The sequence below is a fragment of the Microcoleus sp. B3-D2 genome (assembly GCF_036705345.1).
Taxonomy (GTDB): Bacteria; Cyanobacteriota; Cyanobacteriia; order Cyanobacteriales; family Microcoleaceae; genus Microcoleus.
The window spans coordinates 1-23,118 of sequence record NZ_JAUBUG010000035.1 but is presented as its reverse complement, the minus strand read 5'-3'; the positions used below and the strand labels follow the sequence as shown (position 1 = coordinate 23,118).

At 45.1% G+C, this 23,118-nt stretch carries 22 protein-coding genes; 17 read left to right on the top strand and 5 right to left on the bottom strand.

Going from position 1 to position 23,118, the window contains the following annotated elements; genetic code table 11:
* The first annotated feature begins 484 nt into the window (after nt 1–484).
* Together QUB14_RS14855 and QUB14_RS14850 are read left to right on the top strand one after the other, a co-directional pair.
* Entirely contained in the window at nt 485–772 is a 288-nt protein-coding gene (locus QUB14_RS14855; protein WP_333035279.1) for an NfeD family protein, read from the top strand.
* Between the two features lie 111 nt (nt 773–883).
* Nucleotides 884–1,171, top strand: coding sequence for an NfeD family protein (locus tag QUB14_RS14850; RefSeq protein WP_190660239.1), 288 nt, complete (start codon nt 884–886; stop codon nt 1,169–1,171).
* A 271-nt stretch (nt 1,172–1,442) separates the two neighbouring features.
* Here QUB14_RS14850 and QUB14_RS28755 read toward each other — a convergent pair whose 3' ends face one another.
* Nucleotides 1,443–1,637 (bottom strand): response regulator, encoded by a 195-nt coding sequence (locus QUB14_RS28755; RefSeq protein WP_445251845.1) that lies wholly within the window; start codon nt 1,635–1,637, stop codon nt 1,443–1,445.
* A 109-nt stretch (nt 1,638–1,746) separates the two neighbouring features.
* On the opposite strand from QUB14_RS28755, the gene QUB14_RS14845 reads away from it, so the two are divergent.
* From QUB14_RS14845 to QUB14_RS14835, 3 genes are all read left to right on the top strand, one after another.
* Nucleotides 1,747–3,261 carry a hypothetical protein gene (locus tag QUB14_RS14845; RefSeq protein ID WP_333217756.1) on the top strand — a complete coding sequence of 505 codons (1,515 nt, stop codon included), beginning with the start codon at nt 1,747–1,749 and terminating at the stop codon, nt 3,259–3,261.
* A gap of 298 nt (nt 3,262–3,559) precedes the next feature.
* A complete protein-coding gene (glyQ, locus tag QUB14_RS14840; RefSeq protein WP_190660228.1) occupies nt 3,560–4,438 on the top strand; it encodes a glycine--tRNA ligase subunit alpha in 879 nt (292 codons plus the stop codon).
* A 158-nt stretch (nt 4,439–4,596) separates the two neighbouring features.
* Complete coding sequence (locus QUB14_RS14835) at nt 4,597–5,364, top strand: ATP-binding cassette domain-containing protein (protein WP_333217755.1); 768 nt, start codon at nt 4,597–4,599, stop codon at nt 5,362–5,364.
* Between the two features lie 258 nt (nt 5,365–5,622).
* Here the strand turns inward: QUB14_RS14835 and QUB14_RS14830 are convergent, their stop codons facing one another.
* Nucleotides 5,623–6,894, bottom strand: a complete 1,272-nt coding sequence (locus QUB14_RS14830) for an MFS transporter (protein WP_333217754.1) — start codon at nt 6,892–6,894, stop codon at nt 5,623–5,625.
* 287 nt (nt 6,895–7,181) lie between these two features.
* The gene (locus QUB14_RS14825; protein ID WP_190738368.1) at nt 7,182–7,694 is read right to left on the bottom strand and encodes a DUF2808 domain-containing protein; all 513 of its coding nucleotides are present in this window, start codon (nt 7,692–7,694) and stop codon (nt 7,182–7,184) included.
* Between the two features lie 819 nt (nt 7,695–8,513).
* On the opposite strand from QUB14_RS14825, the gene QUB14_RS14820 reads away from it, so the two are divergent.
* The 3 genes from QUB14_RS14820 to QUB14_RS14810 all read left to right on the top strand — a co-directional run bounded on the left by QUB14_RS14820 (nt 8,514) and on the right by QUB14_RS14810 (nt 11,654).
* On the top strand, nt 8,514–9,662 hold the full coding sequence (locus QUB14_RS14820) for a Re/Si-specific NAD(P)(+) transhydrogenase subunit alpha (protein WP_333217753.1): 1,149 nt from the start codon (nt 8,514–8,516) through the stop codon (nt 9,660–9,662).
* Between the two features lie 292 nt (nt 9,663–9,954).
* Complete coding sequence (locus QUB14_RS14815) at nt 9,955–10,248, top strand: NAD(P) transhydrogenase subunit alpha (protein WP_006633295.1); 294 nt, start codon at nt 9,955–9,957, stop codon at nt 10,246–10,248.
* A complete protein-coding gene (locus QUB14_RS14810; RefSeq protein ID WP_333217752.1) occupies nt 10,245–11,654 on the top strand; it encodes an NAD(P)(+) transhydrogenase (Re/Si-specific) subunit beta in 1,410 nt (469 codons plus the stop codon). The genes QUB14_RS14815 and QUB14_RS14810 overlap by 4 nt, the downstream gene beginning before the upstream one ends.
* A gap of 167 nt (nt 11,655–11,821) precedes the next feature.
* Here QUB14_RS14810 and QUB14_RS14805 read toward each other — a convergent pair whose 3' ends face one another.
* Nucleotides 11,822–12,019, bottom strand: coding sequence for a type II toxin-antitoxin system HicB family antitoxin (locus QUB14_RS14805; protein WP_333217751.1), 198 nt, complete (start codon nt 12,017–12,019; stop codon nt 11,822–11,824).
* 57 nt (nt 12,020–12,076) lie between these two features.
* Here QUB14_RS14805 and QUB14_RS14800 point away from each other — a divergent pair, with 57 nt between their 5' ends.
* The 9 genes from QUB14_RS14800 to pruA all read left to right on the top strand — a co-directional run bounded on the left by QUB14_RS14800 (nt 12,077) and on the right by pruA (nt 22,455).
* Nucleotides 12,077–13,081, top strand: a complete 1,005-nt coding sequence (locus QUB14_RS14800) for a hypothetical protein (protein WP_333217750.1) — start codon at nt 12,077–12,079, stop codon at nt 13,079–13,081.
* Nucleotides 13,082–13,357: 276 nt separating this feature from the next.
* The gene (locus QUB14_RS14795) at nt 13,358–13,684 is read left to right on the top strand and encodes a DUF433 domain-containing protein (RefSeq protein ID WP_333211394.1); all 327 of its coding nucleotides are present in this window, start codon (nt 13,358–13,360) and stop codon (nt 13,682–13,684) included.
* Between the two features lie 3 nt (nt 13,685–13,687).
* On the top strand, nt 13,688–14,029 hold the full coding sequence (locus tag QUB14_RS14790; RefSeq protein ID WP_333163649.1) for a DUF5615 family PIN-like protein: 342 nt from the start codon (nt 13,688–13,690) through the stop codon (nt 14,027–14,029).
* Nucleotides 14,030–14,131: 102 nt separating this feature from the next.
* A complete protein-coding gene (locus tag QUB14_RS14785; RefSeq protein ID WP_333217749.1) occupies nt 14,132–16,834 on the top strand; it encodes a protein-arginine deiminase family protein in 2,703 nt (900 codons plus the stop codon).
* A 252-nt stretch (nt 16,835–17,086) separates the two neighbouring features.
* Complete coding sequence (locus QUB14_RS14780; RefSeq protein ID WP_333217748.1) at nt 17,087–17,356, top strand: FitA-like ribbon-helix-helix domain-containing protein; 270 nt, start codon at nt 17,087–17,089, stop codon at nt 17,354–17,356.
* Nucleotides 17,353–17,805: a type II toxin-antitoxin system VapC family toxin gene (locus QUB14_RS14775; RefSeq protein WP_333217747.1), complete on the top strand. Its 453-nt coding sequence runs from the start codon at nt 17,353–17,355 to the stop codon at nt 17,803–17,805. Before QUB14_RS14780 ends, QUB14_RS14775 begins: the two co-directional genes overlap by 4 nt.
* Nucleotides 17,806–17,910: 105 nt before the next feature.
* Complete coding sequence (locus QUB14_RS14770; RefSeq protein WP_333217746.1) at nt 17,911–18,237, top strand: DUF433 domain-containing protein; 327 nt, start codon at nt 17,911–17,913, stop codon at nt 18,235–18,237.
* A 192-nt stretch (nt 18,238–18,429) separates the two neighbouring features.
* Nucleotides 18,430–19,395, top strand: a complete 966-nt coding sequence (locus tag QUB14_RS14765) for a hypothetical protein (RefSeq protein ID WP_333217745.1) — start codon at nt 18,430–18,432, stop codon at nt 19,393–19,395.
* An 84-nt stretch (nt 19,396–19,479) separates the two neighbouring features.
* Nucleotides 19,480–22,455: an L-glutamate gamma-semialdehyde dehydrogenase gene (gene pruA, locus QUB14_RS14760; RefSeq protein ID WP_333217744.1), complete on the top strand. Its 2,976-nt coding sequence runs from the start codon at nt 19,480–19,482 to the stop codon at nt 22,453–22,455.
* Nucleotides 22,456–22,523: 68 nt separating this feature from the next.
* Here pruA and QUB14_RS14755 read toward each other — a convergent pair whose 3' ends face one another.
* The gene (locus tag QUB14_RS14755) at nt 22,524–22,841 is read right to left on the bottom strand and encodes a hypothetical protein (protein WP_333217743.1); all 318 of its coding nucleotides are present in this window, start codon (nt 22,839–22,841) and stop codon (nt 22,524–22,526) included.
* Nucleotides 22,842–23,118 lie beyond the last annotated feature (277 nt).

The window sequence follows — 23,118 nt, the reverse complement described above, 5'->3', positions numbered from 1 at the left end:
CTGCTTCATAACTGTCCTGTGCCAGTACCAGACTCGGAAAGTGGACTGGCGATCGCACCAAAGATATTCGACTCCTGGCAAATTAGTAAATGTAAAGCAAGTGAGTCACAACCCAATCAAAAAATTCAACCCAAAAATTTAACCCAAAAATAAAACATTTTCACAGCAGCAGTAATGCGGAATCAGTCAATCTCTAATGTAGCTAACAACATCTACCCTTGAGGCCAATCCCACCCACTGCTCAACCATGAAATCCTTAATTCAATACCTCGGAATTACTGGATTTATACTCCCCCCAACCGCTTCTCAAATCCCCTCAACATTTCAAAAATTCTTCGCCTTTTATCCTGATAAAACCACGGAAGGCAAGAACAATGAAATATCAAGGCAATCAATCAATCTCAACCGAGGAAATGCAGCCTCTCAAATAGCATAAACAGACAATTACACATCCATATATTTGAAAACAACAGGAGTAAATATCATGTTCAACGTAGTAAAAGCTTTCGGCTCGATTTTCTCTACCCAAGGATACAGCGGAGCTAACAATATGCTCATCAAAAATTACGTCAACACCAATTTTAACTACTTCAACGAAGAAGCAGTCGTTGATGAATCGATTTACCCGAATCAAACAGGTCGCGTCCGCTTTCAAGGTAGCTGGTGGCCCGCACGGTGCGATCGCCAAATCACCCTCACACCTGGAGACACGGTTTATGTCATCGGCGTTGACAACATCACTTTGTTAGTTTCCCTCGCACCCGCCGACTAAATCAGAGCATGAACAACCTGGTAATCAATTTCAACCAGGAAATGCTACTTTTCAAAGCACAAAATAGGCGATTAAACTTCGATATATTTTAACACAAAAGGAGTCAACAAAATGTTTAACGTAGTAAAAGCTTTCGGTTCTATTTTTTCTACTCACACCTACAGCACAGAAAACAATCTCTTAATGGATAACTACATCAACACCAATTTTCACTACTTCAACGAAGAAGCAGTCGTTGATGAATCGATTTACCCGAATCAAACAGGTCGCGTCCGCTTCCAAGGTAGCTGGTGGCCCGCACGCTGCGATGGCCAAATCACCCTAACACCTGGAGACACGGTTTATGTCATCGGCGTTGACAACATCACTCTGTTAGTTTCCCTGGCTCCCGCAAACTAAACTAGAACTCGATCTAAACCTTTTCACGGTCAGAACCCCGACTTCTTCAAGAAGTCGGGGTTCTGACTATTATGTTTTTTAGTGGCAATTTGGCGATCGCTTCCACTCAACACCTGACGCAAGACAGCAATATCTGCCTCTGTTTATTTGCCAGTAGAAATATGGCCGATCGCGCTACAATAAAATGGCATTTTTGAGAGCTTGTTTGTTGAGGCGATCGCGGAGTTGAGATTCGCTACTTTCTCGGGTGACTGCTGCTTTTTCTGATGCCTTAGCGATGGGCGGTAGTGGTTCGAGCAGTACAATCTAGCCTATAAACTAAGCTGGGAGTATCGCAATCTGTCATCAGCACAATAGGCATAAAAGATAACTTCTGATTCTGACGCACTTGTGCCGTCACTTCATATCCATCTAGATATGGCATGATTGCATCCAGCAGCAATACATCGAAGCGCTTTTTCTTAATTTGTGCTATGCTGCATTTGAATTGTTAGGCTGTGTGGTATTGAAGCAGACAACCTGCTGAATCAACCTCATAATTTAAACAGGATTATTTCCTCTCTAGAGATCCCAGTATGGAACTTAAGAAGCAGTTTACTTTTTCAGGGTTATTTAAGAAGTTTCACGAAGAAGATACTCAGTCCATAGAAATTAAGGACGCTAATATATATTGCTATGTAAACGGCAATATTTGGCTAGAAATTAACTCGCTAGTAAATCAACACATTAATGAAAAAAGATTTTATGAATCGGCTCCCATTTATCAGTTGAAAGGTGAGACAAAAGAGCAACCAGATATTCTGCAATTCTGGGAACTCGATGGACTTGAAAGAGAGATGGTTCAACAAGCATATGAGGGTGATTACGAGATTGAAGGCCAAACTGTTGAGGGATGGAAAATAAAGGCGATTATTGCTGATGCCAACTTTCAAGTCACGCTTGGGCTTGACCACTCTGAAAATATGGAGCAAGAGGGTAAATCTCAAGTTAGACTTAGGGACTTGGACATTGATTACAATTTAGATTCCTTAGAAGAGGGAGGAACCCAAGAAATTGTGTATGGTCTTGCAAATATAGAAGTTATACACAATTTGTCCGCTAAAATTGGAAACCTTGAAGCTGAAATGTGTATTGAGTCCGTTTCAACTAGAGAAAGCAGAAATAAAAGTGGTATCTTAAGCGCAGAGATGACACTCAAAAATATTCGTGAAAATGAACAAGATTCCTATGAGACTTATTCTGCTTGGCTCATCTCTCTTCTTTCACTTGCATCGGGGCATTGCGTCGCTCAAATCTATAGGATAGAGGCTGTGAGGTATGAGCATTTTCAGATAAAAAGTGAATACTGGTCAGGGAGAGAACTACGTAATGAAGCAAGGGGAGTAGCTGTTATACAATCACCTGATTTATATCTATTCATTCAGCAGTGTGCTAAAAAATTGACATTGGAAACCTTCAGCGATAAAGGTGTAGGTTTAGCCTTAACCTGGTACATGGATACATTTGTTAGCCCTATGGCTGAAGTTAATTTCTTACTTTTATGTACCGTTTTAGAATCCTTAAACAAAAAACATTCGAGCAATGCTAGTAAGGGGCTTCTTCCTACGAAGATTTACCAACAAATCAGAGAGGAGATTTTAAAGCTTGTATCGGAGTTCCCGCAAGGTATTGATAACCAAGATGATGTTAAAAAATATAATATTTTTCAGCTTAAAGTTGAAAAGTCTTTTGCTAGCGGTTCATACAATCAGATAGGAGATTTACGAACTAGCATCGAGGAAATGTTTAAGACTTATAGTGTGCCATATGAAGACTTATTTCCAAAATTAGAGTTCATAAAAATAAGAGACAAGATTGTTCATGAAGGATTTGGTGGAGTGGATGTAGCTCTTGAACTTCGCAAGTTGTCAAACCTAGTTGTGCGGGTATTTCTTGCAATTCTGGGGTATCAGGGTAATTATATGGAGTCTATAAAAATTGAGATAGATGATCCATTGGGACGAAGTAAACACGGATTGATTTGCAGGTCTTTTCCTTTTATTGCCTCTGAGGATAACACAGAGTCGAACTCGATCGATACTTGCTGCTAGAACCTTGGGTGCGCTTAGCCAAAGCTCATGCTTACAGACAGCAGCATAAGTTATGTATCAGCCACTTTGCGTCGGTTAGTGACTCAACGCGCCCGATCACAATGCGAGTATCGATCTAGAAAACATTGCTATTATCCATCGCAATAACTCGATCGATACAATATACCTGAAAAAAGAACTTAAATATCCAGCGATACGTTCAGCATCTCTTATCTAATTTCGGCAGGGTTTATTTCAATAAACCGTGCCTTGAGTATGCTTAAATAAGCTTAGACACTCGCTAACCATATTTAAACCAGTGAATTTTCAATCAGTCATTGCCACCTTAAACAAATTCTGGAGCGATCGAGGATGCCTGATCGCCCAATCCTACGACACAGAAAAAGGTGCAGGAACCATGAATCCCCACACCTTTCTCAGAGCAATCGGCCCCGAACCTTGGTCTGTCGCTTACATCGAACCCTGTCGCCGCCCCACCGACGGACGCTACGGCGAAAATCCCAACCGCTTCCAACATTACTATCAATATCAAGTTTTAATTAAACCCTCTCCTCCCAACATCCAAGACATCTATTTAGACTCCCTCAGAGCATTAGGAATTAGCCCAGAAGACCACGACATTCGTTTCGTAGAAGACAACTGGGAATCGCCCACCCTCGGAGCTTGGGGCGTCGGCTGGGAAGTCTGGCTCGATGGCATGGAAATCACCCAATTTACCTACTTTCAACAGTGCGGTAGCATTGACTGTCGCCCCGTCTCCATTGAAATTACCTACGGGCTAGAACGCCTAGCAATGTATCTCCAAGAAGTCGATGCCATGACCAAAATTCAGTGGAAAGATGGCATAACTTACGGCGACGTTCACCTGCAAGGAGAAATAGAACAGTGTACTTATAACTTTGAAGCTTCCAATCCCGAATTGCTGTTTACTCTATTTGGATTGTACGAGCAAGAAGCCGAACAATTGACAAAAAAAGGATTGGTTTTGCCTAGTCTTGATTATGTGTTAAAATGTTCTCACACTTTCAATTTACTCGATGCTAGAGGTGTGATTTCGGTAACGGAAAGAACCCGCTACATCACCAAAATTCGCAACTTGGCGCGGCGAGTTGCTCAGCTTTATTTGGAACAGCGCGAAAAGCTGGGTTTTCCTTTAGAAAAAGCTGTAAAAGTTTGAGTTTGAGTTGGATTGTGGGGCGGGCATCTTGCCTGCCTTAAGAACGGGCAAGATGCCCGTTCCACAAAGAGTGAGTTGGATTGGGGAGTGGGCATCTTGCCTGCCTTAAGAACGGGCAAGATGCCCGTTCCACGAAAGCCATATTTTTAATTAATTAAATGCCTAATTATTCGGAAAATAATACAGAAACAAATCCTCAACTGCGAATTGATAATGTTAGTTTAAAAACACCGATCGCCTCAAGTCATTTGTTGGAAAATATATCATTTCAGGTACACAAGGGATCTCGCGTGGCAATTGTTGGCCCTTCAGGTGCCGGCAAAACAACGCTGTTGCGGTTGCTAAATCGCCTCAGCACTCCCACCAGCGGCTCGATTTATCTGGAAAATACAGAATATCGCCAAATACCTGCGATCGAACTCCGCAAACAAATCACCCTCATCCTGCAAGAATCCAAGCTTTTGGGAATGTCGGTGCGAGAAGCATTGGCTTATCCTTTAAAGCTGCGGGGCGTGACTTCATCAAACATTGCTGAGAGAATTAGCGGGGCGATCGAACAACTGCACATACCCCAAGAATGGCTCAATCGCACCGAATTGCAGCTTTCCACAGGCCAAAAACAGCTCGTGGCGATCGCCCGCGGCATCATCCTACAACCCAAAATCTTGCTTTTAGACGAGCCAACATCCGCCCTAGACGCAGGAAAAGCCGCCCACCTTTTGCAAGTATTGACACAGCTAACAAACGGCCAAACCACAATTGTAATGGTAAACCATCAATTAGAATTAGCCGAGCAATTTAGCACGCGAATTCTGCATTTACAGCGGGGAAAGCTCATCGAAGATTTGCCCTCTCATCAAATAAATTGGGTGCAACTGCGCCAAAATTTAATCCAAGCAGAAGCAGAAGCCCAACAAGAATGGTGAACAAACTAAAAAACATTTTCCGATCCTAGATACGCGGTGGAAATCCCAGAACCTTCTTCTAAATTCGCTTGGTTTAACCTCTGGTTGCGTAATTAATTTGGATTTTTTAACCGCAGAGGGCGCAGAGGGCGCAGAGAAAGAGAAGAGAAGAGGGAAAGAGAGAAGTTTACAAATTGCTGAGGATTGCTAGAGATACAGTCAGATATTAGCTTTGGGAATGTTGTTTAATGTTGGCATTTGTGATTTTACGCTAAATTGTTACTGGGGAATTAAACCCATTTTTTGATAAAGTGGCCGGACTAAGTTTTTTAAAGCTGGCAACTGTTTGGTAAAAACTATGGAGCCTAAAACACAAATTATACCTCCAATGATGACTGTATTGGCAGCGCCGATATAATTTGCCAAACCGCCAGCCACTAAATTCCCAAACGGTGTCACTCCAAAAAATGCCATCGTGTATATGCTCATCACTCTTCCGCGTTTGTCGTCTTCCACAATTGTTTGCAAAAATGTGTTTCCTCCTGCAAATTGCAAAATGAAACCAAACCCCACAAACAACATCATGATTAATGACAGCCACAAGACGCGGGACAAACCAAAACCTATCAGTCCACATCCCATAATTGCCGGTGAAATCGCAATCCATTTGCCGAGGCCAACTACACTTTTGCGCGAAATCAAATAAATCGCGCCCGCGAAGGCGCCAACTCCCGAAGATGCCATCAAAAAGCCGAGGGTTTGTGCGTCGCCGTGCAGAATTTTGGTGGCAAAAATCGGGACTAAAACTGTGTGGGACATTCCCGCAAAACTGACTAATGCTAATAGCAGTAAAATTGCTCTAATCGGGGGAAACCCGAAGGCATAAACGAATCCTTCTTTTAATCTTTGTAAGGGTTTGGTATTAGTTGCGGCAATTTTACGGGCTTTGATTTGCATCGCTAATAAGCCTGCAATTACAGCGATGTAGCTGAGTCCGTCAATGAGAAAGCAATAACTTGGGCCGACGGTAGCTATCAGCAAACCTGCAATCGCTGGGCCAATTAATCTGGCTCCGTTGAACATGGAAGCGTTGAGGGCGATCGCATTTGCTAAATCTTCTTTCTTTTCTACAAGTTCCGGTACAAAAGCTTGCCGTGCCGGCGCGTCAAAGGCGTTAATTGCGCCTTGGAAGAAACTCAGTACCAGGATCTGCCAAATGTTAACGACTCCTGTTAGCGCTAAAAATGCTAGCGCTAAGGATTGAACCATCGCTAATATTTGAGTGGCAATTATCACTCGGTGGCGGTTCCAGCGATCGATTAAAACTCCTGCAAAAGGCAGTAAAATTAATGTGGGGATTTGACTTGTAAATCCCACCACGCCGAGCATCCAAGGTGAATCGCTCAAATTGTAGACAAGCCAAACAGTAGCGACTTGCGTCATCCAACTGCCAATCAGTGAGAGGCCTTGTCCTGCAAAAAACAGGCGATAATTTCTCGATCGCAGCGCTGGAGGAATTTGTATTGTTTTGATTTTTGCTAGTAGATTCATGCGAGATTACGGCTAGAGCAATCCTATTTGATTTGTAAACATTTTTTAGGGTAGCGTCCCTGAGCCTACCCCTAATTAGCGAAGGGCAACCATCGAGGGACTGCCCCTAGACTCATTATTACGAATCATTGAGAATTGCGATATGAGCCGAAAGTTCTATTTTACAGCTCCCGAAAACCCGGATTTCAGTATTGTTAAATTTTTGCCCGCAGCAAAACGATCGCCACATTTAATTTTTCTGTCGCGATCGCTTGACTAACGAGAAATTCCTTCCCCGAACCCTTCCCTCAATTAATGCTCAACAGCCAAGTACCGAGGTAACGCAGCAAGGGAACGTCACCGGGGGTGCGGATGCGGACGTTGAAATGGTACATTCCGCCGGGAGATGGGTTTCTGACGTTGGAGAGTACAACCTCAACATTGTTGCCGGCAGCAATTGGTTCTTTGGGATAAATTTCTATGAATCGATTTTCTTTGTCCCAGATTACTTCTTGCAATTCTATTGTTTTGTCTTTGACGCGCACTTTAATGTCTTTTTGGTCAAATTCGCCTTTGTAGTAGTCTGGATAGGATATGTTGAGTTGGGCGATCGCCAAACTTACTTTTTTGGAAGGAATTCGCAGCCGATATCTATCGCCGCTCATCCCGGCTGTACCGTAATCCAAGCGATAGCTTAATTGGTTGGCCCGCTCGGGGCCGCCGAAAATCGTCAATCCTGGCATGGACTGAGCTAAACTGATGGCGGGCAATCCAGCCACCAAGCAACCTGTAACCGCTAGTGCTGAAAATAATCGTCGCATAACAACTCCTCTAATTAAACTCTTGGTGAACCTTAAATATTGCTCGCCCGAAATTTGCGATCGTGCCTACAATAATATCGAATGTCTCAGCAATTTGATGAGGGCGAGCGACCGGCGGCTGAGGTCACTTTTTTTTGCGTAATTTTTGCGTAATACTGATAACAGACATTCAAACTACATAAGTAGGCGACATAAAATTCTATCATAATCGGTGGCAAACTTAACAATTTAGCGAATTTGAATGTATAAGATAAGTTAAAGATACGGGTCGAATTTGGGCGATCGGCTTTAGTATCAACGAGAGAAGTTTAGGGGAACGGCTGCTTTAATGTAAAACAAGGCATCGGGCGATTAAACATCGCACTTCAAGAAACCTGCGGAGGCAGGTTTTGTCTGTGTAGGCGCGGTTTCAACCGTCCTAGGAAGGCTTAAATAAGGAGAGTCAGTAACGAGCGGGCTAAAGCCACTGAGCTTGTAAGAGAAATCGAAGCAAGCTGTACTGACCAGCCTAAGCCTTAACTGGCTACGTTTTTTGAGTCACGACACCCTGGAATGCGTAGCTAGTTCCTTGCTCTGTCGCTGAAGGTTAAACAGTTCTAAAGTCACTGGAACAGTGCTTTCAGCCTAACAAGCTCACTAAACATTGGCGAAGCTAACTTTACCCCAGAAATGGGAGATTGAGGCAACCATACCTCACCGGAGAGGTTGATTAAATTCCCTCTCCAACCCCGCAAGGGGATTCAAGGCGATTGAAATCGCCGAGTCGTTTTCCACGAGCGGGCTAAAGCCGCTGAGTTTCCCACTTACGGAGTTTTTTTTATGAAATTAGCGATCGCAAAAGAAATAGCAGCAGGGGAACGCCGGGTGGCTTTAGTACCCGACGCTGTAGCCAGATTAGTCAAACAGGGCGTCGAAGTTTGGGTTGAGGCCGGTGCCGGCGCACAATCCTTTTTCTCGGATCTTGCTTACGAAGAAGCGGGAGCTCAGGTTGTCGCCGATACAGCTAGGCTGTGGGGCGAAGCCGATGTCGTCGTGAAAATCGGGGCCCTGCAAGAATCAGAAGTTCATCAACTCCGGGAAGGAGGCGTTTTCATCGGATTTTTGAATCCTCTGGGAGATCCAGCTTTAGTGCAGCGTTTAGCCGATCGCCAAGTAACGGCATTCAGCATGGAAATGATCCCGCGCACCAGCCGCGCTCAAAGCATGGATGCGCTGTCTTCTCAGGGTAACGTCGCCGGTTACAAAGCGGTACTGATCGCAGCCGCAGCTTTGCCAAAGTATTTTCCGATGCTGACAACGGCGGCGGGTACGATTCGCCCCGCGAAAGTATTGGTAATGGGTGTGGGCGTTGCTGGCTTGCAGGCGATCGCCACAGCGCGCCGTTTGGGTGCTGTAGTCGAAGCTTTCGATATCCGCCCGGAAACAAAAGAACAAGTGCAAAGTTTGGGCGCTAAATTCCTTGATGTCGAACTCAAGGAAGAAACCGTCGCCGCCGGAGGTTATGCTAAAGAGCTCTCAGAAGCGGCTAAAGAATACACCCGCCAAGTGCTCACCCAACACGTCAGCGCTTCCGATGCAGTGATTACAACCGCTCAAGTTCCCGGCAGAAAAGCACCTATTTTAGTTACTAGAGAAATGGTTTCTCAAATGAAGCCCGGATCGGTAATTGTTGACCTCGCGGGCGAACAAGGCGGCAATTGCGAATGCACGGAAGCGGGGAAAGATGTTGAATGGAACGGCGTTAATGTCATCGGCCCGATTAATGTGCCTTCGTCGATGCCGGTACACGCTAGCGAAACTTACTCGAAGAATATCTCCTCTTTACTTCAGTTGATGGTGAAAGATAAGGATCTCAATTTGAATTTTGAAGACGATATCATCGCTGGTGCTTGCGTTGCCCGCGACGGTGAAATTAGCAACCAGCGAGTTCGCGATGCTTTGGCAGCTCAGGCATCAGCCGTCAGTTAGATTCTGTCGTTATGAGGCAAAGTCCGGCAAGGGTTGAAACCCCTGCCTCAAAGCTAAAGTCCTCTTAAGAGGACTGAAGAACTGATTAAATATCTCCAAAAAAGGCTTTTTTTGTTTGGTGACTAGGGCCAGATCCCCCCTAGCCCCCCTTCTTAAGGGGGGAACAAGAAGTATTCAAAGTCCCCCTTGTTAAGGGGGATTTAGGGGGATCGAGACTCGGCAACAAACGAGAGATATAAAGGACTTTAGCGTTAATTTCACACCAATTTCCAATTACCAATTACCAAGTGTTATGGCAGAAGGATTGATTGCAGGTTTAGTGGTGTTTACTCTAGCGTCGTTTGTGGGATTTGAAGTAATTAATAAAGTCCCGCCGACGTTGCACACACCTTTGATGTCGGGATCAAATGCGATTTCGGGAATTGCGGTTTTAGGTGCAATTCTGATTTCTGGCCAAGGTAATGTAACTGTTACTTCGATTTTGGGGACGATCGCGATCGCCCTGGCCACAATTAACGTTGTCGGCGGTTTCTTAGTAACCGATCGAATGCTGCAAATGTTCAAGAAAAAAGAGGTTAAAGCGTGAGCGATTTTCTGCCCAGTGGCATTCAACTAGGTTATTTAGTTGCCGCATCTTTGTTTATTATCGGTTTGAAACAGTTGGGTTCCCCTGCAACCGCGCGTCAAGGGAATGTGTTGGCTGCGATCGGGATGTTAATTGCGATCGTCGGTACTTTGCTGGAAAAGCAAGTAGTCAGCTACGAATTGATTGCTGTCGGAATTATCGTCGGTTCCATTTTGGGAACGATTATGGCGAATACCGTGGCGATGACGGATATGCCGCAGATGGTGGGTTTGCTTAACGGTTTTGGGGGCGCGGCTTCTGCACTCGTTGCTGTGGGCGAATTCTGGCGCTATCTCAGCATCCCGGAATCGCCAACTCCAGACGCGACAATCACGATCCTTTTGGGTGTGTTGATTGGCGGAATTACTTTCACTGGTAGCCTTGTGGCGTTTGCGAAACTGCAAGAATTGCTACCGGGTGCGCCAATGACGTTTCCGCTGCAACAGCCGTTTAATGCCATGCTGGCGATCGCACTTTTAGCCGGCAGCGGTTATATGCTGTTTAACCCGGAGGATGTGCCGGTATTCCTGGGTTTGGTGGCGATTTCCAATATTCTGGGAATCATGTTTGTGCTCCCGATTGGCGGTGGCGATATGCCGGTGGTGGTTTCGCTGCTTAACTCTTATTCGGGGATTGCGGCGAGTGTGGCTGGGTTCATTTTGATGAACAATATGCTGATTATCGCTGGTGCATTGGTGGGCGCGTCGGGGATTATTTTGACGCAAATCATGTGCAAGGCGATGAATCGATCCTTGGGTAGTGTGTTGTTTAGCGCCTTTGGTAGCGGTGGCGGTAGTGCTGCGGGTGCTGCTGGGGCTGCTGCTGGGGCTGACAAAACTGTTCGCAGCATCAATCTCGAAGAAAGTGCGATGATGTTGGGTTATGCGCGATCGGTTGTAATTATTCCCGGTTACGGAATGGCTGTAGCGCAAGCACAGCACGCCGTGCGCGAGTTAGCCGACGGTTTGGAAAAAATGGGTGTTGACGTGAAATACGCGATTCACCCGGTGGCTGGGCGGATGCCGGGGCACATGAATGTGCTGTTGGCGGAAGCAAACGTGCCTTATCCGCAGTTGTACGATATGGACGATATCAATCCGCAGTTTGAAGAAACTGATGTTGCTTTGGTAATCGGGGCTAACGATGTGGTGAATCCGGCGGCGCGTCACGATACGGCGAGCCCGATTTATGGGATGCCAATTTTGGAGGTTGATAAGGCCAAGCATACGATCGTGATTAAGCGCGGGATGAGTGCTGGTTTTTCCGGTGTAGACAATGAGTTGTTCTACAAGGATAAGACGATGATGTTGTTTGGTAGCGCTAAGGATGTGGTTGCCAAATTGGTTTCTGAGGTGAAGCAGTTGTAGGATTTTTTAACCGCAGATGAACGCGGATTAACGCTGATGATTAAACCCGGTTTCTTGTAGAAACCGGGTTTTTGTTGGGGTTTTGTTTTGATATCAATATTCTTCAGTCTCAAGCGAGAGGGACTTCGTTTGACTCTTAAGCGATTGAAATCGCCGAGTCTTATAAGCTAATAGTTTGTATGCAGCCGATTCTTGACTTCCGAAGGATCGGCTGTCTCAAAAAATAGTTCCAACGCTTCGATTAGATTTCGTAGCGCTTCTTCTATATTGTCACCTTGGCTGGCAATATCAAGTTCTGGGCAAAGGGATAGATATCCGTCGCCTTCTGCTTCCATAATTGCTGTAAACTGTTGTGTTGACTTCATAGGAAATTGGGTTGTAGGATGTATAGATAATTGTAGTGGCTAAATAACTGAATAAGTATGCTCAATAAATCAGATATATACAGGATTGTAAATGATTACATTGGAGTTTACAATGGATATTTGCATGGCTTTTCTTACAGAACTCACTACGACTTTTATCCTTACTACTGCGACTTAGAGATTAACGTAGAAGATTATGAACCTGGCACTACAAGAGAAAAGTTCATTCGCATACTTGAAGACGCAAGCCCGCTAGTTCAAGCTAAAATTCTAAAAGGCGTATTCAAAAAGTATCCTGTTTTATACTTTGAGGAAGGAGAGAGAGAGAGAAAGCAACTAATTTACGACGAGTATCAAGGAATCATAGCAAGACTCGAATTTTCAGTGCATGGTGTTAGCAGTGAGGTGAAGAACCTGATATTCGCTGCAAATGGACCTAAGCCTGAAATTGTCTTAATGGATGCAATCAGTAATGAGATTAAGATTGTCAAAAATCAAGAATACTGTCTCGTATATGATAGACCCCTTTTTGAAAAAGGGCTGTTATGGGAAGAGTTAGTAGACTGGTGGCGAGACCAAAAAGAACTCCATAATCAGACACGTTCTGAGCAGCGTCATAACCTGTTCAATCGACTCAAAATATCTCTGGGGGGCCATCACCCAGAAAATATTTTACTTAACACGTACTACAGCTATTTTTATGAAAAATTGACAGACAAACTACCAGCACTAATTCCTCAAGTGTACTTGCATTATGACCCCTATACATGGGAACAGCTCAAAGGTGTAAAACGATTAAGCCGACAAAGAATGGATTTCCTGCTTCTCCTTCCTTACAGAAAAAACATTGTAATTGAAATAGATGGGAAGCAACACTATTCCGAAAATGACAAAGCCAACCCTCAACTATATGCAGAAATGGTTGCAGAAGATAGACGATTAAGACTTGCAGGCTATGAATTATACAGATTTGGTGGTTATGAGTTTTTGCATACTGAAGACGCAAAACGAACTGTGAAAAACTTCTTTGACGACCTATTTAAGTTACACTCCATTCTCTAGGCATTAAAAAAGCTCCCGCAGTGTGCGGAGGCGATGCTTGTATCGGCAAGAAGGAAGATACCAGTTTGGTCTTTTGTGTACTAGCCTTTTGGGTGCAAATGATGTGCAAATTTTGCAATAATTTCCTCATTTGAGTGCAGCAGACTTGGCGAATGCTTGCGCTTATGCTGAGGCACATCCAGAGGAAATTGAAGCAGCTATCGCTAGAAATGAGGAAGCCTAAAACATGGCGCGAATTTGCTATAATCTAGATAATATATTCCGGCGCTCGCACTTATGACTATACAAGAATTAGAAACTCAAGTCTTAACCTTAAATCTCGCTGATAAAGCTAAACTAATCAGCATTCTAACTCAAAATTTAACCAACGGTTCTTTAGGCATTAAAAAGACTCCCGGTGTCTGTGGAGGGGATGCCTGTGTCGGCAATACTCGCATACAAGTTTGGGTACTGGTGGGTTATCGCCGTCTCGGATGCAGCGATGCGGAACTTTTTAAGTGCTATCCCCATTTGACTGCGGCTGATTTAGTCAATGCTTGGGCTTATGCTGATGCTTACCCAGAAGAAATTGAACAAGCAATCAAAGAAAATGAGGAAGCCTAAAACATGGCGCGACTTTATGCAGACGAACAGTATCCGTTGCCAGTAGTTGAGTTTCTTCGACCTTTAGGTCACGATGTATTAACAGTTCAAGAAGCCGGGAACGCAGGATTAGGGATTCCCGATGAGGATGTATTGGCTTTTGCAGTGAGTAATGAGCGAGCTGTTTTGACTCTCAATCGAGGGGATTTCATTCGACTGCATCGCTCACAACCCAACCATGCTGGTATTATCATTTGTACTCAAGATAGCAACTGGGAAAGACAGGCGACCAGAATTAATGAGGCTATTTCTGCGATCGATACTTTGAACGGTAAATTGATTCGAGTTAACCGTCCTTCGACATGAAAAAAAGCAGATAGCCCAAACCCATCCTACAAATCTTATAAATAAATCCCCCATTGCTCCCAAGATTAGGTAAAATTATTTGCGTGTCTGAGGATAAACTATATGCGCTGGGTTCGATATATTGCGATCGCGATCGTCAATGGTTTCGGTGTCGTCATCGGTATTATTTGGGTTGCAGTCCCCACAACAGTGGCTCAACCTTCCCTAAACTACCAACTCGCAATCTCTGGGCGACAGCCAGACGGCGACACTCCGCAATCCCTTTCCGAACTCTACAAATTGCGCGATCGCCTCAAAGTACAATTAGATAACCTTGCCAAAACTCCCGACAGCGCCCCGTTTCCGGCAGAACTTTGGAAATCAGCAATCCACCGTCAGCAATCTCAAGCTCTGACCCAGCAACTCCAAAACGTTCAAAGTCAGATTCAAATAGAAGAAAGAGCCAAATATAATTGGGACGATGCTGCTAAATTAGCCGCCCAAGCAGTCTTAATTGGACGCACTTCTAATCCTTCTTCTGCTACTTGGGAACAGTCCCAGCGGCTGTGGCAGTTGGCTATCAATACGCTGCGACTCATTCCTCACGATTCTTTTTTGGCAGATGGGGCGATCGACAAAACCATCGAATACCAAGGAAACCTCAGTGTCGCTACCTATGAAATGCAAGTTGCACGTTCTGTTGAGAAAGTTAGAGCCGAGGAAGAAGAGATAAGAGAGCGAGCCCGCCAAGAGCAAGAGAAAAAAGAATTTGCTCGTCGAGAAATAGAGAGAAAAGAGCAAGAGAAAAAAGACCGGGCTAGAAAAGAACTAGAAAGGCAAGAATTTCAAAGGCAAGAATTAGCCAGGAAAGAACTTGAAAGGCAAGAATTAGCCAGAAAAGAGCTTGAAAGACAAGAACTTGAAAGGCAAGAATTAGCCAGGAAAGAACTTGAAAGGCAAGAATTCCAAAGGCAAGAGTTAGCCCGAAAAGAACTAGAAAGGCAAGAATTAGCCAGAAAAGAGCTTGAAAGACAAGAACTTGAAAGGCAAGAGTTAGCCAGAAAAGAACTTGAAAGACAAGAACTTGAAAGGCAAGAGTTAGCCAGAAAAGAACTTGAAAGACAAGAACTTGAAAGGCAAGAATTAGCCCGAAAAGAACTTGAAAGACAAGAGTTAGAGAGAAATCAGCAAGCAGCTTCTCAACCAACTCCTGAATCAACTGCAACACCTACTCCCGCCCCAGTTACGCCGGCTGCATCGCCGCCGAACTTTTTCTTTGCTGGAGATACCAACAGAGATGGCCAAATTAACGAGCAAGACGAAGCCGGAAAAGAACAATGGTCTTTGTCCAAGGGCGCGCTAATTTTATTTAACGATCGCAATAACGATCGCGGCAAGATACCGACTTGGAAACAAACCAAAGTTAGCGCTCCCCGCCGTGCAGCAATGCTTTCTCAAGTTAACTTAACACTGTCTGAAAACTTCAAAACCTCTCAGTTATTTATCACTGCTGACAGCATTGCTAGCCCTCACATTAGCGTTTTTCAGAAGACGGGCGACGGCTGGCAACCTGTAGATATATCCGGTGCTAAACCTCTAGTTTTCAGTACCAATATTGTTTTAGGTGTGGAAGCCAAACAATTTGCCGATCGCAATTGGAACGGCACTGTTAATCTCAAAGCAACTGCCCAAAACAACGGCCAAGAAATTGCCTCCACAACAATCCAAATGGGCGTTAGTCCTTGGATGATACCGCCAAATACAGCACCAGTAACCGAAGTTCAGGTCAGCGACAGAGGCGCGGTAAACAGCGAATTTATCTCGCAACTAAAACAAGCAGTAGAACCCACGGGCGCTAAAGTAAAAATTCTCCAGGGCGATCGCACTTGGATGCAAGATACCCAGAAAAACGGATACGTTCAACTCCCCGAAAAATCGGATCTACGCCAGTTTAAGGTCGCCCTAAAAAGCAATAGCGAACCAGAGAAAAACCCGCCTGTTAAATCAACTCAAGACCGGGATTTGAAAGTATTTAAAATTGGCAATCCTCGTTCTTTAGACCCTGTAAGTCAGTGGTCTGACGGATACGGCAATTTGCAGGTGACACCGCCGATTCCCGGACACCCAATGGGTCGAGTTTATTACGGGAATTCAGGAAATGCTAGTTTTAATCCAGAGGTACTTGATTTTATTCAAGCTCAGCGAATTCAAGGGCCGCCAGTGGATATTGATACTTCTTGGCTTTTGACTCGCCAAGTGGATGAAATTATCAATTTTATTCCCACTCAAACTCCCGGACAATATGTAATGGCGATCGCCAGTCCCGAAGCCGGAGTTAAGCTGTTGGAAGAATTGGAGGGAAGAGGTTACGGCGATGTGACGCTCAATCGTGGTTTGAGCACTCAAACAACTGTCAGCGCCGCCTTGAAAAACCGTGCTTTAATTCAACACAATCTCTCTTTGCAAAATCAGAAACTTAATCCGATTATAGAGAAGTTGAAAAGAGAGTTTTTACTCGGAGACGACCAAATTATTCAAGTTCCGGTGATGTTTGGCTACAGCGGTTATGCGTGGTGGCCGAATATGGTCAATTCGGTGCCAGTTAACGGCAAGTTGTTAGTTTCAAATCCGCGCGGGCCAATGATTGACGGTGTAGATTACACTCAGGAAAGATTGCGCCAACTGCTGCTTCCTGCTGGCGTCAGCGTTAGTTTTCTGGATGACAGGTATTATCAAGAATTAAAAGGAAACGTGCAGTCGGCGACGAATACTGTGAGGAAGCCAGAAGAGCGGCCTTTTTGGCAGTCTTTGCCTAATAATTACTAATGGGTAATTGGTAATTAGGAATGGGGAATGGGGAATGGGAAATTGGGAAATTGTAGGTGCGGGTTCCACCAACAATACGCGCCTGTAACTAACAATCTCATAAACCCGCCCCCAACCAACAGTAAATCGCAAGATACCTCTTTAAAAATACAATGGGTGGGTTTTACCAACAATCTATATTTAAAAGTAACTATCTCTTAAACCCGCCTGCCTATGCTAATATTTAGGAAAACTATGCTAGGAGTTTAACAGATGGCTACCCTGCAAATAGAAAATATACCAGAGGAATTGTACGCGAGACTGCAAGAGTTAGCCGCGGCTCAAAACCGCTCGATTAGCGCCTTTGCGATCACCATTTTAGAAGCCGAGTTGTCAACAGAGACAAAACCCCTCTCAGGAAAACGTAAAAAGTCTGTAACAGAACTCTTGGCAGAAATCAGCCGCCGTCGCGAGTCTCGTCCGGCGAATATGGGGATGATACTAGATAGTACCGCTTTAATTAGAGAGGATCGCGACAGATGACCAATCCTGTGAGGTGCGTAGTCGATGCTAGCGTGGGGATTAAGCAATTTATCCCCGATCCGCTCTCATCTAAAGTCGTTCAATTGTTTACCCATCTTGAAATTCCACAGACTGAAATATTTGTACCCGATCTGTTTTATATTGAGTGTGCAAATATTATCTGGAAGTATGTCCGTGCTGGACTTTACGCTGCTGCCGATGTTCCAAAAGATTTAGCTAATCTTAGAGCTTTATCCTTGCGTGCAGTATCTACTGCTGAACTGATTTTAGATGCAACAAATATCGCCTTAAATTATGGAATTTATGCTTATGATGGCAGTTACGTTGCTCTTTCACAGCAAGTTGACGCGCCTTTGCTAACTCTCGACCAAAAGCTAGTCAGAGCTTTAACAGGCACATCTTATAATGTTCTATCGTTTAACGATTTCGATGTACCAACACCGCATTAGCCTTAGCTTTGTAGGAAATTAATTCACTTGTTTATTCTTATTAGTAAAAAGATCATCGCTATAATATAGATACGACCTTCCCAACAGTCAAACCCCTGATTAACTATGACACTAAAAGAATTAGAACCGCAACTGCTTTCCCTGACTCCGCCCGAGAAAGCTCAAGCAATACAGATATTAGCTCAAAGTTTAACTAACACCTGGCAGGGGATTGAAAAAACTCCCGGTGTAGTCGGCGGTAATGCCAGGATTGCCGGGACTAGAATTTCTGTTTGGGGATTGTTAGAGTCTCGTCGATTAGGTGCAACTGATCCTCAACTTTTAGAAGATTATCCGCATCTTAGTGCTAGCGACTTGAAAAATGCCTGGGCTTATGCTGAAGCATTTCCTGACGAGATTGAAGCAGTAATTAAGTTAAACAATATAGACTAATATCAGGGCAGGTTGGTATGCAGATGAACAATCTTCCTTCTAAATTTTGCCTAACGCTTGATAATTAATCCGTGTATCCGTGTCAAAATCCGTGTCGTGCCTTCTTGCTTCTGCTAGATAATTTCAGTGCAGGCGATCGCACCAGTAACGTAAAATGTCTAAAAGCGGTCTTTGTAAAATAAATTTAGCCCCATGAGCGACGAACAGGAAAAAAAACAAATTTTGACTCAGCAACCGGAAACAATTTCCACTGCCAGCGATGAGTTCGATCGCAGTGAAATTGCCAGTGGCGATTCAACTTCCGCACCCCCAGAAACTCCCGCAGAAATTGTCGCGCCCAAAGATATTTCAGCGCCAATCGACGAGGCCGAAACAATTCCAATTGCCGCCGATAGCGCGGCGGCAACAACTCAACTTGCAAGTTATCCGCCTCCAACAATTCCAACTGCCAACCCCGAACCAAAACCAGCTCGATCCTGGCAAATCTTAGCAGTTTTTGTCAGCGGAATGTTAGTCGGTTCTGTCCTTAGTGTCGGCAGTTTGCTAGCGTGGAGAATGTATCAGGAAAGAGCGAACCTTCAAATCAAACTACCCGCTGACGTACCCCTCCCCGAAAGCCCTCCCCCTGTCGCAGCAGCGCCCGTCAACCGTCAGCCCGGACTTCCCCCAGCACCTAAAAGAGGACGGCGCGCCAGCATCCCTCCGTCGCCCAGCCCCACTCAAATACCCTCTCTGTCTGGCGTTCCGCAACTTGCTTCGCCGTTCCCTTTTCCTTTGCCTTCTCCTTTGCCTTCTCCTTTGCCTTCTCCTTTGCCTTCGCCTTTGCCTTCTCCTTCTCCTTCCCCCGCTGCGGTTGAAACCCCTGTAACCGAGCGAGTTTACTTTCAAGCTGGTGCTACGGGAACTACTCTGAGCAATAGTTTGCGAGCCAACATATCCAGGCGCTACTTACTGGAGTGCAATAGCGGCCAAAGCATGACAATAAATGTTCAAGAAGGTCAAGTCAGCGCAGCAATTATTGCTCCTAACGGTGAAAATTTAGGTACTGCTGACAGCACAGGTCAGTGGCAAGGTCAACTAGCCAGTAGCGGCGATTATACTATTGAAATTTCAGGCGATCGCCAAGCAAACTACCAAGTTAAAATTGAAGTCAAATAGCAACTATAATTGTATCAGGGGGTAGTTACAAAATACATAAAGTCCCCCTGTTGCTAATTACAAATTACAAATTACTTATTACCAATGATCGCACAAGTATCTGAAAACATCTACGAAGCAAAAACCCAGGAAATTGCCAAAGAAATTTTGCGGGTAACTCAAGAGAAAAAGCGCTCTTTTTTCGGTCAACTCCAAGACCAAATGCGCTGGGACGACAAACTGATGGATTGGGCGATGGCCAGCCCCGGACTGCGGGTGCAGTTGTTTCGATTTATTGACTGTTTGCCGGCCCTCCGCAGCAGGCCGGAAATTGCCCGCCACTTGCAAGAATACCTGACCGCCCAAGAGGTAGAATTGCCCGAAGCATTGAAAAAATTGCTCAACTTTGCTAGCCCTGATTCGGTTCCGGGTCAATTGGCGGCGACGACGGTTGCGCCTGCTGTGGAAACTTTGGCGCACAAGTATATTTCTGGGGAAAATATCAAGCAGGTAATTAAAACCTTAGAGCGGCTTCGCAAAGATAAAATGGGTTTTACAGTTGACCTTTTGGGGGAAGCTGTCATCACTGAAACTGAGGCGCAAATTTATCTCAACCGCTATTTGGAATTGATGGAGGAACTCGCCAATGCAGCGAAGAATTGGTCGCAGGTAGATGCAATTGACAAAGCTGACGGCGAAACTCTGCCGCGAGTGCAAGTATCGGTAAAGTTAACGGCTTTTTATTCTCAGTTTGACCCTTTGGATGCTAAAGGTAGCGAGGAGAAAGTAAGCGAGAGAATTCGCCTGTTACTGCGCCGCGCGAAGGAGTTGGGAGCTGCTGTTCATTTCGATATGGAACAGTATGCTTACAAAAGTTTAACTCTGACCATTCTCAAAGACTTATTGTTAGAGGAAGAGTTTCGCAGTCGCACGGATATCGGAATTACATTGCAAGCATATTTGCGCGACAGTGCCCAAGATTTGCAAAACCTGATTTCCTGGGCAAAAAAACGCGGAAATCCGGTAACTGTGCGGCTGGTAAAAGGCGCTTACTGGGATCAGGAAACTATCAAAGCGATGCAGAAAGATTGGCCACAGCCGGTCTACAATGACAAAGTTACTACCGATGCAAATTTCGAGCAGATGACGCAGTTGCTGCTAGAAAATCACGAATATTTGTATGCAGCTATTGGCAGTCATAATGTGCGATCGCAAGCGAGGGCGATCGCCATTGCCGAAACTCTCAATATACCGCGCCGCCGCTTTGAAATGCAAGTGCTGTATGGCATGGGCGACAAATTGGCTAAGCTTTTGGTCGATCGAGGTTATCGCGTTCGAGTCTACTGCCCCTACGGCGATTTGCTGCCGGGAATGGCTTATTTGATCCGCCGTTTGCTGGAAAATACCGCCAACAGTTCTTTCATCCGGCAAAGTTCCGAAGAAATGCCGATCGAACAATTGTTAGCCGCGCCAGTTGCTAATGGAAATGACCAGCTAGTTTACAGCAAAGTATTTCCCAACGTTGCCGATACCGACTACGCCAATACCAAATTGCGGCAACAAGCAGAAACAGCGATCAAATCAGTGCGGGCTAACTTAGGTAAAACCTATTTACCCCTAATCAATGGCGAGTACCAAAATACTGAAGCAACAGTTAATTCCCTCAACCCTTCCAATCCCACAGAAGTAGTCGGCAAAATCGGATTGCTTTCGGAAGAACAGGCCAAACAAGCCCTTGAAGCAGCAAAATCAGCCTTCACCGGTTGGCGAAAAACCCCTGTCCGACAGCGCGCCGGCGTCCTCCGCAAAGCCGCAGAATTGATGGAACAGCGGCGGCACGAACTATCAGCTTGGATGGTGTTTGAAGTCGGCAAACCTGTCCGAGAATGCGATGCCGAAGTTTCCGAAGCTATTGATTTTTGCCGCTACTACGCCGATGAAATGGAACGGTTGGACCAAGGTAAAAATTACGACGTAGCCGGAGAAACCAACCGCTACACCTATCAGCCGCGCGGCATTTCTTTAATCATTTCGCCTTGGAATTTCCCCCTGGCAATTCCCGTCGGCATGACAGTTGCCTCGCTGGTAGCAGGTAATTGTACTTTGCTCAAACCTGCCGAAGTTTCCTCAGTAATTGCAGCGAAAATAGCCGAAATCTTGCTAGAAGCCGGAATCCCCAAAGGTGTATTTCAATACGTGCCGTGCAAAGGTTCAACCGTGGGCGCTTACATGGTGAAACATCCTGACGTTCACATGATTACTTTCACCGGTTCTCAGGAAGTGGGCTGTCAGATTTATGCCGATGCTGCGATTTTGCAGCCTGGACAAAAACACCTGAAACGAGTAATTGCTGAAATGGGCGGCAAGAATGCAATTATTGTCGATGAAAGTGCGGATTTAGACCAAGCAGTTGCAGGCGTAGTTTATTCGGCATTTGGATACAGCGGCCAAAAATGTTCCGCTTGTTCGCGAGTAATTGTGGTCGAATCGGTGTACGATAATTTTGTGGCAAGATTGGTAGAAGCGACGCGATCGCTCAATGTCGGCCCCGCAGAAAATCCCGGCACTCAAGTTGGCCCTGTGATCGATGCAAATGCCCAGTCGCGCATCCGCGAATACATCGAAACAGGTCGCGCCGAAGCTAAAATAGCTTTAGAAATGCCGGCACCGGAAACCGGTTATTTTGTCGGCCCAGTCATTGTTACCGAAGTATCGCCGACAGCAACTATCGCCCAAGAAGAAATTTTCGGCCCAGTTTTGTCGGTGATGCGGGCAAAAAATTTCAGCGAAGCGATTGCGATTGCTAACGGTACGAATTTTGCTTTAACCGGCGGATTGTATTCTCGCACGCCTTCGCATATCGATCGAGCCGCATCCGATTTTGAAGTCGGAAATCTGTACATCAATCGCGGGATTACCGGCGCTGTGGTATCGCGGCAACCCTTCGGAGGATTCAAACTTTCGGGAGTTGGTTCTAAAGCGGGTGGCCCGGATTATTTGCTGCAATTCCTCGAACCCCGCACCATAACCGAAAATATTCAGCGGCAGGGTTTTGCGCCGATTGAAGGAGTGGATGATTAATCTCAAATTCGTTTGATTAAGATTTGATACCCGACTTCTTAAAGAAGTCGGGTATATGCTATCCAGGGCTATTTCATTCTAAACAAGTCTTGGAGGATGTTAAAATTAAAGCCAGCAAGACGTTGAGCTTGAGCCATGTTTTGAAAGCCATAATCGCGATACAAATTGAGGGCAAAATTGCGTGCGATTGCCCAACATTGAACAAGCCCGTTGGTGCGAATACCAGAAGCATCTTCGCCTTGGGTTACATCACGAACATAATGAACTTTGTTTTCGACTCCGCAATAGCCTCGAACTCTTTCGGCAAGGCGTCTGGCCGTTTCGGTCAAGGAGGTCACGTAATAGCGGGTAACGGTTGTGACTTCAATGATGGAGGCTCGATGCACAGCACGTTCGGATTCAACTCGAATTAACTGGAGTTTAGACTAAAAAAAGGTCGCAGCTAAAAGTAGCTGCCTTTGAATAGAAGGCAAGCTGTTGCTCAAAAATTCAATAGGTAGAAGATTAAACAGCTAATCTTGAAGACTTTTTGCGTCGAGAAACGCGTTTTTTAACCGGAACTTACCCCCTGCGGGATAGTCCCGTCGAGCTCTGGCGCATATGAGCTATAGGTTTGGTCGATTCGACCTGCTCCTCGCGTAGCCATGTAATTTTAGATTTTCT

Excerpts from the sequence above, each read along its gene's own strand:
- QUB14_RS14805 (WP_333217751.1), bottom strand. The coding sequence starts at position 12,019 with ATGAAGTCAACACAACAGTTTACAGCAATTATGGAAGCAGAAGGCGAC.
- QUB14_RS14790 (WP_333163649.1), top strand. The coding sequence starts at position 13,688 with ATGGCGCGACTTTATGCAGACGAACAGTATCCGTTGCCAGTAGTTGAG.
- QUB14_RS14775 (WP_333217747.1), top strand. The coding sequence starts at position 17,353 with ATGACCAATCCTGTGAGGTGCGTAGTCGATGCTAGCGTGGGGATTAAG.
- QUB14_RS14815 (WP_006633295.1), top strand. The coding sequence starts at position 9,955 with ATGGCAGAAGGATTGATTGCAGGTTTAGTGGTGTTTACTCTAGCGTCG.
- QUB14_RS14800 (WP_333217750.1), top strand. The coding sequence starts at position 12,077 with ATGCTCAATAAATCAGATATATACAGGATTGTAAATGATTACATTGGA.
- pruA (WP_333217744.1), top strand. The coding sequence starts at position 19,480 with ATGATCGCACAAGTATCTGAAAACATCTACGAAGCAAAAACCCAGGAA.
- QUB14_RS14855 (WP_333035279.1), top strand. The coding sequence starts at position 485 with ATGTTCAACGTAGTAAAAGCTTTCGGCTCGATTTTCTCTACCCAAGGA.
- QUB14_RS14850 (WP_190660239.1), top strand. The coding sequence starts at position 884 with ATGTTTAACGTAGTAAAAGCTTTCGGTTCTATTTTTTCTACTCACACC.
- QUB14_RS14845 (WP_333217756.1), top strand. The coding sequence starts at position 1,747 with ATGGAACTTAAGAAGCAGTTTACTTTTTCAGGGTTATTTAAGAAGTTT.
- QUB14_RS14820 (WP_333217753.1), top strand. The coding sequence starts at position 8,514 with ATGAAATTAGCGATCGCAAAAGAAATAGCAGCAGGGGAACGCCGGGTG.
- QUB14_RS14765 (WP_333217745.1), top strand. The coding sequence starts at position 18,430 with ATGAGCGACGAACAGGAAAAAAAACAAATTTTGACTCAGCAACCGGAA.
- QUB14_RS14835 (WP_333217755.1), top strand. The coding sequence starts at position 4,597 with ATGCCTAATTATTCGGAAAATAATACAGAAACAAATCCTCAACTGCGA.
- QUB14_RS14785 (WP_333217749.1), top strand. The coding sequence starts at position 14,132 with ATGCGCTGGGTTCGATATATTGCGATCGCGATCGTCAATGGTTTCGGT.
- QUB14_RS14795 (WP_333211394.1), top strand. The coding sequence starts at position 13,358 with ATGACTATACAAGAATTAGAAACTCAAGTCTTAACCTTAAATCTCGCT.
- QUB14_RS14780 (WP_333217748.1), top strand. The coding sequence starts at position 17,087 with ATGGCTACCCTGCAAATAGAAAATATACCAGAGGAATTGTACGCGAGA.
- QUB14_RS14830 (WP_333217754.1), bottom strand. The coding sequence starts at position 6,894 with ATGAATCTACTAGCAAAAATCAAAACAATACAAATTCCTCCAGCGCTG.
- QUB14_RS14770 (WP_333217746.1), top strand. The coding sequence starts at position 17,911 with ATGACACTAAAAGAATTAGAACCGCAACTGCTTTCCCTGACTCCGCCC.
- QUB14_RS14825 (WP_190738368.1), bottom strand. The coding sequence starts at position 7,694 with ATGCGACGATTATTTTCAGCACTAGCGGTTACAGGTTGCTTGGTGGCT.